Origin of the sequence: Treponema sp. (genome assembly GCF_051883275.1) — a bacterium.
Taxonomy (GTDB): Bacteria; Spirochaetota; Spirochaetia; order Treponematales; family Treponemataceae; genus Treponema_D.
In genome coordinates this window covers 1-13543 of the sequence record NZ_JBJETK010000036.1, presented here as the reverse complement: position 1 = coordinate 13543, position 13543 = coordinate 1, and the positions used below count along the sequence as shown (strand labels likewise).

At 44.2% G+C, this 13543-nt stretch carries 13 protein-coding genes; all 13 read right to left on the bottom strand.

Annotated elements, in window-relative coordinates; all coding sequences use genetic code 11:
- Window positions 1-14 precede the first annotated feature (14 nt).
- The 13 genes from ACI4L0_RS05320 to ACI4L0_RS05260 all read right to left on the bottom strand — a co-directional run bounded on the left by ACI4L0_RS05320 (window position 15) and on the right by ACI4L0_RS05260 (window position 13040).
- Window positions 15-1859, bottom strand: a complete 1845-nt coding sequence (locus ACI4L0_RS05320; protein ID WP_439799128.1) for an adenylate/guanylate cyclase domain-containing protein — start codon at window positions 1857-1859, stop codon at window positions 15-17.
- A gap of 16 nt (window positions 1860-1875) precedes the next feature.
- The gene (locus ACI4L0_RS05315; protein ID WP_439799127.1) at window positions 1876-3843 is read right to left on the bottom strand and encodes a response regulator; all 1968 of its coding nucleotides are present in this window, start codon (window positions 3841-3843) and stop codon (window positions 1876-1878) included.
- Complete coding sequence (locus ACI4L0_RS05310) at window positions 3840-4673, bottom strand: CheR family methyltransferase (protein WP_439799126.1); 834 nt, start codon at window positions 4671-4673, stop codon at window positions 3840-3842. Before ACI4L0_RS05310 ends, ACI4L0_RS05315 begins: the two co-directional genes overlap by 4 nt.
- On the bottom strand, window positions 4663-5676 hold the full coding sequence (locus tag ACI4L0_RS05305; protein ID WP_439799125.1) for a chemotaxis protein CheB: 1014 nt from the start codon (window positions 5674-5676) through the stop codon (window positions 4663-4665). Before ACI4L0_RS05305 ends, ACI4L0_RS05310 begins: the two co-directional genes overlap by 11 nt.
- A 31-nt stretch (window positions 5677-5707) precedes the next feature.
- The gene (locus ACI4L0_RS05300) at window positions 5708-6331 is read right to left on the bottom strand and encodes a chemotaxis protein CheW (RefSeq protein ID WP_439799124.1); all 624 of its coding nucleotides are present in this window, start codon (window positions 6329-6331) and stop codon (window positions 5708-5710) included.
- Window positions 6309-8075, bottom strand: a complete 1767-nt coding sequence (locus ACI4L0_RS05295; protein WP_439799123.1) for a methyl-accepting chemotaxis protein — start codon at window positions 8073-8075, stop codon at window positions 6309-6311. Before ACI4L0_RS05295 ends, ACI4L0_RS05300 begins: the two co-directional genes overlap by 23 nt.
- A 202-nt stretch (window positions 8076-8277) precedes the next feature.
- On the bottom strand, window positions 8278-8697 hold the full coding sequence (locus ACI4L0_RS05290) for an arsenate reductase ArsC (protein WP_439799122.1): 420 nt from the start codon (window positions 8695-8697) through the stop codon (window positions 8278-8280).
- Between the two features lie 5 nt (window positions 8698-8702).
- Window positions 8703-9917, bottom strand: coding sequence for an ATP-binding protein (locus tag ACI4L0_RS05285; protein WP_439799121.1), 1215 nt, complete (start codon window positions 9915-9917; stop codon window positions 8703-8705).
- A gap of 102 nt (window positions 9918-10019) precedes the next feature.
- Window positions 10020-10277 (bottom strand): thioredoxin family protein, encoded by a 258-nt coding sequence (locus ACI4L0_RS05280; RefSeq protein ID WP_439799120.1) that lies wholly within the window; start codon window positions 10275-10277, stop codon window positions 10020-10022.
- A 63-nt stretch (window positions 10278-10340) separates the two neighbouring features.
- Complete coding sequence (locus ACI4L0_RS05275) at window positions 10341-11297, bottom strand: COG2958 family protein (RefSeq protein ID WP_439799119.1); 957 nt, start codon at window positions 11295-11297, stop codon at window positions 10341-10343.
- 149 nt (window positions 11298-11446) lie between these two features.
- Window positions 11447-11644 (bottom strand): hypothetical protein, encoded by a 198-nt coding sequence (locus ACI4L0_RS05270; protein WP_439799118.1) that lies wholly within the window; start codon window positions 11642-11644, stop codon window positions 11447-11449.
- 93 nt (window positions 11645-11737) lie between these two features.
- Window positions 11738-12739: a permease gene (locus tag ACI4L0_RS05265; protein ID WP_439799117.1), complete on the bottom strand. Its 1002-nt coding sequence runs from the start codon at window positions 12737-12739 to the stop codon at window positions 11738-11740.
- Window position 12740: 1 nt separating this feature from the next.
- Entirely contained in the window at window positions 12741-13040 is a 300-nt protein-coding gene (locus tag ACI4L0_RS05260) for an ArsR/SmtB family transcription factor (protein WP_439799116.1), read from the bottom strand.
- Window positions 13041-13543 lie beyond the last annotated feature (503 nt).

Here is a 13543-nt window from a genome sequence, read left to right as displayed (position 1 = left end):
GAATTCCGCTCAGGCTATTTTGCCGTAAACGCAACTGCTCCGTCCCAGTTTTCAGGCGGATTTTCTATAAAATCATTGCACCGCGAAAGCATCAGCGCGCTCGCCTTGTCGTCTGGATATTCAGAAAGGCAGGCAGAAAAATAGTGCAGCGCAAGATTCCACAGTCCCTGCTTGTAAAGGTCAGTTCCCTTTTTGTAGTTATCCTTGTAGGCGGCAGAAAATTCTTCAGGGCTTCTGTCCACCGCAAAAATCGCAACAGATTCCTTTTTTCCCTTTACTTTTACGTCATCAAGATAGCGGAACTCAAATTCATCGTCTGAAAATTCTGCGCGCACCGCATCACTTACAAGAACCTGCGTTCCATAAGTTTTTGTAAGACCTTCAAGCCGGGAAGCAAGGTTTACGGAATCCCCGATAACAGTGTAGTCAGTCTTGTCTTTAGAGCCGATTGAACCGGCAATTACATCTCCGTAGTGAATGCCTATTCCGATATTGAATTTCATCTGTTCAGGAAGGACAAGATTTCCAAGCGGCACTGACGGAAGTGCGCGGCGCATTTCGTACGCTGCGGCAACTGCACGGCGCGCATTGTCCACATAGCTTACAGGAGAGCCGAACAGCGCCATAATCGCATCACCGATAAATTTATCAACTGTTCCGCCGTACTTTTTTATTATGTCAACCATAATCGTAAAATACCTGTTCAGAAAATCTACGAGAACTTCAGGCTTGTTCACTTCGCTTATGTTGGTGAAGGAGCGGATGTCGCTGAAAAGGACTGCGACGCGCCTTTTTTCTCCGGCAGAAACGTTTTCTCCGTTGCCTGCGCTTTTTACAAGATCGTCAATAATCTGCTCAGGAACAAAGCGGTTGAATGCCTTGCGAATGTTCCGTTCAAAGAAAATCTTTTTTTCAAACGCAAGAATCATCTGGAAAATTGCGCCCGCTTTTTTTGCGGCGTAATCAAAAAGCGTAATCTGTTCGCGCCGGAATTTTGAGCAGGCTACGCTGTGAACAGTGCCGATTTTGTTTCCCTGCGAATCTTTAAGGACAGCATAATGGCAGGCGGAAAACGGAAGTGACGGCGTGCAGAACTGCTCAAACGTTTTATCGGCAGAAAGAAATTCCGGAACTACGGCACAGTTTTTTCCGTCAAGACATTCCGCCTCATAGTCAGCTTTTGCAACAGAAAGAAAATCGTCAGTTTCCTTTTTGTCCGCCTGCTGTGCGCATACGGCAAAACAGCGGATTTTTCCGTCACTTTTTATGAACAGGGCAGAAGCCGGCGCACGGCAAATCTGCGCAATCATATTAAGATATTTTTCTGCGGCGGAAGGAACATTTGTGTCCGGCTGTATCAGCTTAAAAATTGAATCAAGGACTGCTCTTTTGGAAATGTCATCCCACCAGGCAGCAGCGCCGGCACAGTGCGCTTGATTTTTTTCAAGAAATTCCGAGCCTTTTTTTACGGTCTGTTCCTGAACTGAAGGCTCTTCCGGAAGTTTTAGAAGTTCCTCGATATTTTTTTCAAGCGAAGGCTCTGTAAGGCAGGTAAAAAATTCCGCACCGCTTGAAGCAGCGTAGTAGCGGTCAAAACAGTTTTTGGTGCAGGAATAAACGCGCATTTTTACGGAAGCAAAATACGGAATTTCCCTGAGCATTCGGACAGTCGAAAAACCGGAAGAAACACCGAAAAACGAATTTACAAGCACAAGTTCAGGAACAAACGAAATAATTTTTTTTACGACACATTCAATATCGTCGTCGGAGAAAAAAGCACAGTCATATTCCTGCAAGTGTTTTGAAAAAACAGACTGAACGGCATCCGACTGCTCAAGTATCAGAATTCTTCTTTTCATATAATCTCCAGTAAAATTATAAAATCGTGCTTATGCACTGCATCAGGTCATTTCTGCTGAATTTCTTTTTGCTCAAGACGGCTTTTGCACCGGCCTGAAGCGCCTCGTTCCGGGCAGAAAATTCATCGTCAGGAAGAAGCATAACAAACGGAGTATTCCGGGCATTTTCAAGACGCTTTACGTTGTCAAGAAGCGTAATTCCGTCCATACGCGGCATATTCCGCGCAGAAACGATAAGTTCAAACGGCGACACTTTAAGTTTTTCAAGCGCGTCAATTCCATCGGAAGCTTCTTCAACAAGGAAGCCTTCTTTTTTGAACGCGGAACATAAAATCTGCCTTGTTGCACTGCTTGAATCGACCACAAGGGCGCTCCGCATTTTTTTGCCGGCAAGAACCTTTTTCTTTTTAAGGTTATATCCCCTGAGTTCGCGGAACCTTCTGATTAAATCAGGAACGTAAAGGACAGGAACAAAATCATTTGACTCATTAAGAACAACGCCCTGAAGCGCAAGCGACTTTTTGAATGACGGCGGAAGCGGTTTCACCGTTACGTCAACAAATCCCGTAATCCGCTCAACGATAATTCCAAGCCGAAGCTCAAGATATTCCACAATGACAATAGGCGGCTCTCCAGAAATTCCTGCGGAAGAATGATTTGCAGAAAGCAGGGAAGAAAGCGCGTACACAGGAATATCCTGACCGTCAACAGTGATGTACGTTCTGTCAAAGTCAGTCTTGAATTCAGACTGCGCACGGTAAACCGTATCAACGACAAACTGCGACGGAATAAAATACGAAGCGCCGGAGTCAAAAATAAAAAATCCCGGTTCCATACGGATAGAAAGAGGAAACTGAAGGATGAACGACGTGCCTTCCGCAACGGAAGATTCGATTTTTATATGCCCCTTGATTTTTTCAAGACGGCTCCAGACTTCATCAAGTCCGTGTTCGCCTGTAAATCCCGGCTGAAAAAGAAACGCAAGGATTTCATCGCGCCCCATCTCCGCAATTTCTGCGGCACGTTCCGGGTACGCGGCAAGAATCTGCTTTTCCAAAAGCTCAACGTCAATTCCACAGCCGTCATCTTTAAAAGTAAGGACAGCACTGCTTCCGTTTTTTTCGCAGGACACGGAAATAACGCCGCGCTCAGAGTCCTTTAAGCCGAACGAAACGGCATTCTGCAAAAGAAGTTCAAGAATGTGCTCAAGCGGAAGAATTAAATCCCTGTCCACGCAGACATCGGAACGGTCTATTGAAAATTCAATGTTCTTTCCCGGTACGGAAAGTTTTTTAAGTCCGTCAAGGACATTCTGAACAGGAATTCTTCGCAATGCAAAAACCATATCCTGAAGCTGGCGTATCTGGTATTCAATTCCGTAAAGTTCGTGAAGAAGCTGTTTTTTCAATATATCCTGGCTGTGGAAAAGTGCGCTTTTTTCGTCCGGCGAAAACGATTCTGCAAGCGTCCTGCACCGTGATTTCTGAACGGCAAGCGAATCAAGGGCAGACTCAAGCGCATTCACCGACTCTATGCTGATTTCAACATTCTGGTTTACTTTTTCAGTCAAATTGACGTCGTCTTCCACCGGCTGAGTTTTTCCGTCAGTAATCATTTCGCCGGAAAGAAAGCGGCTGCATTTTCTTACAAGCGCAGTGCAGGTTTCATCATCTGTATTTTTTCCGGCGGACTCATTCAGTTCCGCAATGCTCTGGAGCATACTGCCAAGAAACTGCTCTGTTGCCGCTGTCATTAAAATCGTCTTTTCCTTAACCGCATAGAAAATCTCAAAAACAGCTTCCAAAAGGCGGTGAAGCGAATTAAACGAAAGCAGCCTGCAATCAAGGCTGATTGATTTCAGAAGGTTAAGGCTTTGGAGAAGAAGCGTTCCTGACTCGTCTTTTTTTATTTCAGGGAGAAGTTTCTGAAGTTCAGCCGTTTTTTTAGCGCAGCTTTCTTTGAAAATCCGTATCGTTTCGCTCATAGCAAGTCCTTTTTCTTTCTGAAAAAATAAATGTCCCCGAAGCTGCATTTTTCAAGACAGGGCGGTGTAACAGCCGCATCGAACGAAGCGATTTCGCCAATCGAAAGGAACAAAATCCCTTCGTCCGAAAGCCGCTCCGCAAGAGTCGCAATAATGCGCGCACGCACCTCACGCGAAAAATAAATAAATACGTTACGCGCAAAAATTATGTCCTGCTTTTCAGAAACGTTGACTGTCTGCGCGCCGTCTGCAAGAGAAAGCAGGTTTACGGCAGAAAACGAAACGTTCGGAAAAGCGGCTTTGTCAAGATGAATTGTTCCGTCGGAACGCATAAACGGTTCAAGCATAAAATGAAATTTCTTTCCGTCTATGCCGCGCAGGGATTTTTTACTGTATGCGCCGTTTTCCGCTTCTTTTATTTTCTGCGTGTTCAGGTCGCTTCCGTGAACAATACATTCCGTGCCGCACGAACGGGCAAGAAGCGCAAGAGACCAGGCTTCTTCTCCGCTTGAACACGCCGCAGACCATATACGCACCGGACGGCGGCAAAAAAACTTTTGCGTAAAAAAGCCCCGCAGAAGGTCGAACTGTTTTTCTTCGCGGAAAAAATAAGTTTCGTTTATCGTAGCTTCATTTACAAGGGCAGTAAATTCTCCGCCGTCTTTTTCAAGAAGCGCAAGAAAATCCTCCGCAGATGAAAAGCCCAGCGCACGGCAGCGTTTTTCGATATACGCTTTTATTCCGTCAAGATGGCTTCCTGAAGGAATTATGCCGGAGCAGCCTGTAATCCGGGAAAGAATTGTCCGTAAAGTCTTTTCATCAGCGGTCATTATAGCTCCCTGTCAAAAACAAAATCTGCTGGGCAATCTCTCCGCGCGGAAGAACCTCCGTAGCACCGCCAGTTTCTATTGCCGCAGCCGGCATTCCGAATACGGCGCACGTAGACTTGTCTTCCGCAATAGTATAACCGCCGGCCTCAACGATTTTCCTGCATCCGTCTGCACCGTCGCGCCCCATTCCTGTCATAATGACAGCAAGGCACGCTGAACGGTAAACTTCTGCGCAGGAGCGGAAAAGCTTGTTCACCGCAGGGCGCAAAAAAAGTTCCTCCGGTTCGTCAGAAAGGCGAAGGACAGGTGAAGAGTCCGGCTTTTCCTGAACAACGGCAAGATGCCTGTCCGCAGGCGCCATATACACAGTTCCCGGCTCAGGAACAGTTCCGTCTTCCGCAAGGCAGAAACGAATGTTCCGGCAGACAGAGGCGAACCACTGCGCCATTTTTATGTCCGAGCCTTTTTCAATATGCTGAACGAAAAGCACCGGAAGCGAAAAATTTTCGCCAAGACCGGCAAGAACTTCCGCAACCGCAGTAGGACCTCCTGTAGAAGCGCCTATGCACACAACCTTAAACTTTTCTTTCAAAACGTTTTTTTCCTCACCGTGCGGCTTGAGCACGGAAGAACGGCTGCTTATTTCCTTTAGTTTTCTGCACAGCTCAAAAAAGAAAGAATCCTGATTTTTAGAAAGATCCGGCTTTACAATACAGTCCGCCGCCGCGGAAGAAACAGCAGGAGAAACGCAGACGCCGTCTTTAAGAAAAAGAACGACAGGAATATGAAGCGAAAATGCAGCCGACTGCGCCTCTGAAAAACCGCCCGGAAAATCTGTTTCCGCACCGAAAAGCACAATATCAGGTAACTTGCGGCGGATAATTCCTGCAACATCGGCACTGCACGGAACAGACGAAACAGTCGTAATTCCGCCGTCCTGTGCAAAATATTCTTCAAGAAGAGTACGAATTACCGCAGAATTATCTGCAATCAGAATTCTCATAATCGCTCCAAATACCAAAACACCAAAAACGCTATTGCCGGGCTAAATCTTTTTCAAGCATTGACTCAAGCGCCTGTATATCAAGAACGGCAACAGCCGATTCATCAACCGTAATAGTTCCGCGCCTTAAGCTTTCGGACTCATCCGGCTTAAAGCAGTCTGCCGGAATTTCCGCATAGTCTGCGATTTTGTGAATGTCAAGCGCAATCTGACCTTCACCTGCCGTAACAAGAAGAACATTTTTCTGTTCCTCATCACAAGCGGAAGAAGGGCAGAGAAGTTTTCCTGCGTTTATGACCGTATACGGACTTCCGCGCCTGTTTACAATGCCTTCAACGTAAGGCGGAACGAACGGAAGCGGATAGACGGCGCAGGATTTTAGAATTTCAGCGCAGTCTGCAGACAAAAGCGCATACGTAATCCCCGGCAGAACCTCGAACAGAATGTATTTTTCCTTCGGCACATCAGGAATATCAGGAACTTCGGGAACTTCCGTGATTTCGACGCCGCCGGAACAGTCCGCATTTTCTGAAAGGGAAGAAGGAACAGAAGCCGGAAGTGGAACTCCTGACTTTCCAGGAGCTTTTTCTGCGCGCTTACATTCTTCCGCTTTTTTAAGAAACCCCGACACTCTAGGCATTTCCTGACTGCTCATTGTTCAAATCCTCTGCAATCATCTTGATGTTCGCAGACGAGGAAGAAATGTTTTCCGTTGCGGAAGTAAAACTTTCAACGCCGGCGGAAATCTGCTTCAGCGCAACAAGAATCTGCTCGGAAGAAACAGTCTGCTGGCGGATAATAGTCGTAATGTCCTTGGTAGAATCAGCGGTAATCTCTGCGGCAATGCGGATGTCCTCAAATTTCTTTTCAAGGTCTTTTGCAGTGTTGCAGCCTTCGTTGATTTTTTCAGTACCGCTTTCGCTTGCAAGAATGAGATTATCCGAGGACTGCTGTATTTCGCTGATTTTTTCCTTGATTTCGCGCGTTCCCTCGATAATTCCGTCAGCAAGCCGCCTGATTTCCGACGAAACGATGTAGAAATTCTTTCCGGCTTCTCCGGCTGAACTTGCCTCAAGGTCTGCGTTGAACGCAATGATTTTTGCCTGGTCAGCAACATTCGTAATGAACGTTACGATTTCCCAGATGCTGTCTATCTTTGCAGAAAGAGCCTGAATGTCCGCAATAGTGCGGCGGTTCGTGTCTGAAATTTCAAGGAGCTTTTCTACATTGCTCTGGAGGAACACCTTGCCTTCGCTTACGGACAAAGAAGTACGGCTTGCAACGGAAGAAACGTCTTTGATTTTTGAAGAAATATTTTCCGAAAGAGCATTGGAGTCTTCCATCGTGGCAACAATTTCCTTTACCGCCGCAGACTGATCCTGCGAAGTAGCGGAATTTTCCTTTGCCGCAACAACAAGATTTTGCGTTTCCTCAAAGAGCCTTGCGCCAAGAACGCGCTCCTTTTCCTGATTTTTGTTAATCTTGTACGAAATGAACACCGCGCTTGCAACGCACAGAACAATCTGAAGGACAGTTATAAGAAGGCTGTACAGGCGGATTTTTCCGGTAAAGTCGCTCATCGGTCCCTGCGCAACCGCAAACCACGGAGTATCGCCCAGAGGAGCAACGGCGTAGTAGGAGTCGCCCTTTATAATCGACTTTGGAGTTCCGTCAAGATACTCCTTGCGGTCAAAAGAACCGCCGGCAATCTTGTTCCTGTCAAAATAATTGCGCTTTAGGATTTCCTCGCGCTCCGTGCTTGTAAGAAGAATGCCCTGCCTGTTGATTATATGCACTATGCCGTTTTTTGAAATGTTCATAGAATTTGCAAGGTCGCAGAAAGCATCTATCGTAAAATCCGCGCCCACAACGCCCTTAAGCTGACCGGCGCTGAACACTGCCTTTGCAAGAGTCAGCGTGATAAAGCCGGTCGCCTCGTCATAAAGCGGTTCCTGGTAGACAAAATTTCCGCCCGAACCTCTTGCAGAAATATCCTTGAACCAGTCCTCTTCGGAAGGCTCGTAGTCCTCGTCAGGAATCCAGTCTGAACTGTCCGCATAAACGCCGCCCTCAAAGCGTGATTTTTTTGTAGCGTAATATACGGAATCAGTGTAAGGACTGTGATCAAGCGATTTTATCACCGTATGAATAAGGGCGGAATCGTCGGAGCGGCTTCCAAGAGAAGCAAGCGTCTTGATGTTCGCAATGTCCGGCGCAAGAACAGCCATAATTTCGCCGCAAAGCTTTTGAATTCCATTGGAAGCTTCTGTCTTGACTTTCTGATTGATGAGCGAATTAGTAATAAAACGGGAAGAAAGGCTTGAGAAAAGAGCAACGATAAGAAGCGGAACAATGCCGATAAGAAACAGATTTTTCACCGCGCTGTGATTTTTTTTCATAGACGACAAATCCCCTGTAGGTATTAGAATAGATAAATAGATTTATAAAGTATATCTGCCGCGCGGATTTTTTTCAATCAACACCTCTCCGCAAGAATCGGGGGGGGGATTAAGCCTCCGCACGAATAAATAAAAAGAAACTATAAAACCATTGAATAATCTGAATGTGCAAAATCAAGGTCTGAAACACACGCAGTCGCCGTCAGTTTTCGCAGAACCGCTCCCGAACCTTGCGCTCGATTTCCTTTATTACCGCGATGAATTTTTCGTCGCTCTTGCCTGTGGGATCGGCAAGTCCCCAGTCCTCTCGGGTTTTGCACGGCAAAAAAGGACAGCGGACGTTACAGCCCATCGTAATCACAATATCTACCGGTGGAAGCGCGGAAAGAAGCTTGCTTTTCTGACCGTTCTTTTCCATATCAATTCCGTACAGTTCTTTTACAAGACGGACTGCATCCTGATTTATGCGCGGTTTTGTTTCAGTTCCGGCAGAATAAAATTCGTAGCGGTCTGAGGCAAATTGCTTTGCGAGCGCCTCTGCAATCTGGCTTCTGCATGAATTGTGAACACAGATAAATGCGGCGGTTAGTTTTGGCGGAGTTGTGGTGTCTTTTGAGTTCATTGTTCTTATTTTCCGTCCTCTAAAAGCCAGTCTACTGCGTTCATTCGCTTTATGCCGTTGTAGTCGGCTTCGGGGTCGTCGTCCAAAGTGAGAATGATTTTTTTGTAGGAATCGCGGATTGCCATAAGCGGCTTCAGTTCCCTCTGGAGCGTTGCTTCATCCCTTACGCTTGCCGCAACCTGAATGTACAGGTTTCCGTCTTCATTCTGGGCGACAAAATCAACTTCAAGGCTGTCAATTTTTCCAACATAAACAGCATAGCCGCGCCGTACAAGTTCAAGATAAACGATGTTTTCAAGAATATGCCCTGTGTCTATCGCTTTTTTCCCGAGAAGTGCATTTCTCAAGCCCAGGTCGCAGATGTAGTATTTTTCAAGCGACTTCAAGTATTCCTTTCCTTTGATATTGTAGCGTTCTGCTTTGTAGATGATAAAAGTGTCGGTGAGAGCAGAAATGTAGTTTTCCACCGTCCGTGAATCTATCTTGCGCCCGTTTGAAGTGAGCGTGTCTGCAATCCGCTTTGAAGAAAGTTCCAGCCCGATGTTGTCAAAAACAAACTGCGTAATGCTTGTGAGAATTTTTATGTCGTTGATTTTTTTTCTGTTCAGAATGTCTTTTACGATAATCGAATTGTAAACGCCCTCAAGATATATTTTTACGGCATCGGGATTTTCAAGAAGCTGAACAGTGTAAGGAAACGAACTTGTTTCGATGTATTTGCGGTACGCTTCCTGTCTTGAGGTAATTTTCGCCGCTTCCATAAATTCCCGAATGCTGAACGGCTGCATTTTTATTTCAACATAGCGCCCTGTAAGAAGTGTTGCCAGTTCCCCGGAAAGCAGGTTTGAATTTGAGCCTGTAAGATAAATGTCTATGTTTTTTTTGATGTAAAAACTGTCCACGACTTTTTGGAAATCCCTGACCTGCTGAATTTCGTCGAACAGAAGGTACATTCTTTTATTTTCGATAATACTTGCTTTTATGTATGCGTAAAAATTATCAGTTTCCAAGAGCAGGCGGTTTTCGTAGTCCTCAAAATTGATATAGACAATCTGGCTTTCTTTTGTGCCGTTTTCCAGAAGATGATTTTTAAACTGTTCAAGCAGAGTGGACTTTCCGCACCTTCTTACTCCGGTAATTACCTTTATAACTTCCTTGTCCTTGAAAAGAAGAAGATTTTTGAGACCATTCTGCCGTGTTATGCTTATCGAATTTTCCATTTATTTGCATTGTAATGCAAAAAGTCTGTAAAATCAATAAGTTTTCGCATTGTAATGCGAAAAGTCTGTAAAAATCGGAAGTTTTTGCATTGCAATGTAATTTTACTCTTCAATCACGCCGTCAATCAGCCGTTCCAGTTCCTCTTTTGAAAGCTTCTTTCCGTACGAAACGACCTTGCCGTTAATCACGACTCCGGGAAGGCTCATCACGCCGAGCGACATAATTTTTTCCAAGTCCGTTGTGTGACGGATGTCCGCCGGAATGTTCTTTTCTGCCATAATGTCGATGACAGTCTGATACATCGTACTGCAAGTCCGACAGCCTTCCCGCCCTAAGATTTCGATAGTGTTTATTTGCATTTTTGTTGCTCCTGAATATTTCAAAATAAGGTAAAAACGATTTTTATTGGTTTTAAAACCTCGTTATGTGCTTTTTCTTATTTTATTTATATAACTTTCTGGTTCTGATAAAATTTCATCGTATTCAGATTTGTGAATCCTTTTTGAATCAAAATCTATTTTTACATCTTGGATAAATTTCTTAAAATCTGAGTTTATTTCACAAAGTTTATTCATTGTTTCCCAATCTAATTCTTTTTTCTTTTTAGAATGAAATAGAACTGTGGAAGAATCTATATCATCTAAATCCAATTTTATAATACCTATGCCAAAAGCAGATGACAGCCTTTCTAATTCATTCATTAACTCATCATCATCTGTTATTTTAGCAGCAACTAAATATCCTTCATTTGCCCATGAAGAATTTGATACTGCCTGAAAAAAATATTCTCTATAATTCGAACGATTTATTTCTTTTTTCATTTCAAAAGAAAGCAATTCTATTGAGTTTGAATTGATGATTTTATTTAATTCAATTATTTCAGAATTCCAATCTTCTATAGGAATATATACACCCACAATATCTGGATGAATCCATTCATTTAAACCGTCTTTTTTTGATTTTTCATGAAAAATAGTTTTAGTAAGAATCGCTTTCCCATTATTAAATGAAGTATTTGTATATGCAAAATAATTTAACAATGGGTGTAATTGTCTTTCTGTATATGAGGTATTCTCTTTTTTTATTAGAATGTTTTCCTCTTTATCAATATTTTCAATCATTTCAGAAGATAGAAGATGCATTTTAGATTTTAAAAAGAATTTGGCAGGTCTTTTTCCAACTTTAGTAAATTTTGAATTTGAATTATCTCTCACTTCGCAAAAAAGCCTTGCACCTAAAGTTTGCCAAGGAGTTTTTCCTGTTGTAGACAATACTTTGTCCAAACCCATTTCTATACCTTTTTTCCATATATCTTGATATATTAAAGGTGTTTCAGAAGTTTCAAGTACTTTTTCTGCAAATTCTAAAAATTGAATCATGTTTTATCTCCTAGACTGCCAAATGTACAGTCAAAATAACTATGTGTCGGTTTAACCTATTTATTTTCAATTAATTTTACAACATAACCGCAGGACGAATTTTTGAAGGCAGGCTTCCGGCCGGAATGCCAAAATCTATTGTCCAGATTTCACCATGTGTCATTTTTCAGTTCCTCCCACATCGTGTTCATTGAACTTCTGGCAATATTTTTTTCCATTTCAGGATAATTTTCTTCCCTTCGTTTTGTCTTTAATGATTCAAGCATTTTTTCCATTAAAGTAAGTGTCTGTTCGTAAGAAAGATTGAGAACTTGTTTTGTAAAATCTTCAAAGGCTGCATCTGACATATTGTACCTCCGTCATATATATAATATATCATATTCTAGCGAAAAACCATAAAAACAGGATTTCCCGAATTTTTAATTTCCCACATTACCCTTCTACATCACCCCTTGCACCGCATTGAACACATACCCCGCCGCAACAATTCCCACAATACAGATTGCCGTAAAAACCGCAAGCAGCCGCGGCTTTACTGCCTTTGAAAGCATCACAAGGCTTGGAAGGCTCAGTGTCGTAACCGCCATCATAAAACTTAAGACCACGCCAAGCGCCGCGCCCTTAAAAAGAAGTGCCTCCGCAATGGGAATGCAGCCGAAAATGTCCGCGTACATCGGAATGCCGCACGCAACCGCCAGAAGTACGCCGAACGGATTTTTGTTTCCTAGCGCCGCAGAAATCCACCCCTCAGGAATCCAGTTGTGAATGAACGCACCGAGCGCAACTCCTGCCAGAATATACGGAAAAAGTTTCCAGAGCGTTTCGCGCATTTTGTCAAAAGCGGACTTTACGCGTTCTTTCATCGCAAGGCTCTGCTCTGGAAGTTCAGCCTGCGGACAATTCCCTGCGTTCCGAATAAAATCTGCAATCTCGCCCTCAAGATGAAGCCTTTCAATCAGCGAACCGCCAGCCACCGCAATCACAAGCCCGAACACGACATACAAAACGGCAGTTTTCCACCCGAACACGCTCATCAGAACCACAAGCGAACCCAAATCGACCATCGGCGATGAAATTAAAAAGCTGAACGTAACTCCCAACGGAAGCCCTGCTGCCGTAAACCCCATAAAAATCGGAATTGACGAACACGAGCAGAACGGCGTAACAGTTCCCAAAAGCGCGGCAATAATCCGGGCGCCCATACCGCCGAACCTCCCCATAATCTTTCTGCTTTTCTCAGGCGGAAAGAACGACTGAATGAACGAAATCAAAAAAATCAGCACGCATAAAAGTAGCGAAATCTTGATGATGTCGAACACAAAAAACGCCGCCGCCCCTCCAATTTTTGACTCAGCCGAAAGCCCGACCGCCTCCACACCACGCCGAATAAGCGCATACAGCCACTTCATCCCCAAAATCTCGTTCTGAATAAAATCCCACATATCAATCTCCGCACTGGCAGTCAGAATTTCTACAACATTCCACCGCCTCAAAATACCGCTTGAATTCCCTGAACGTTTCGCAGTTTATCGAATAATGAGTCCATTTTCCGTCGCGCCTGCTTTTTACAAGTCCGCATTCGGAAAGAATTTTTATATGGTGTGAAAGCGTCGGCTGCGTTATGTTGAATTTTTCAAGAAGCCTGCACGCGCACTGTTCGCCCTGTGTCAGAAGTTCGATGATTTTAAGCCTGTTTTCATCGCCCAACGCCCGGCAAAGTTCCGCCGCATTTTGTGTCGTCATAGTTTTACCTCAAAAACCGCAGTGTCGTCCTGCGGTGGTTTATATATAGATGTTTGTCTATATGTTGAGGTAAGAATAGCGGAATACATAGATGAATGTCAATATGTTTTGTATGCTGTCTTTAAACTGCCCTTAGAATTTTATAAATACACCCTTTTTGTAATGCCGAAAAGCCCACTGTCATGCTGAACTCGTTTCAGCATCCGTGTCTTGTAACTGCATGGATTCCGAAACAAGTTCGGAATGACTGTGCCCACCCAATGTCCACCGCCACGCTGTCTGCCCCACCCCTGTCAATGCTGAACTTGTTCAGCATCTGTGTCTTGTAACCGCATGGATTCAGAAACAAGTTCGGAATGACTGTGCCCACCCAATGCCCACCGCCACGCTGTCTGTGCACCCTTGTCATGCTGAACTCGTTTCAGCATCTGTGTCTTGTAACTGCATGGATTCCGAAACAAGATGTCATGATATAAATATCTGAAATGTGGTACTCTGACTCG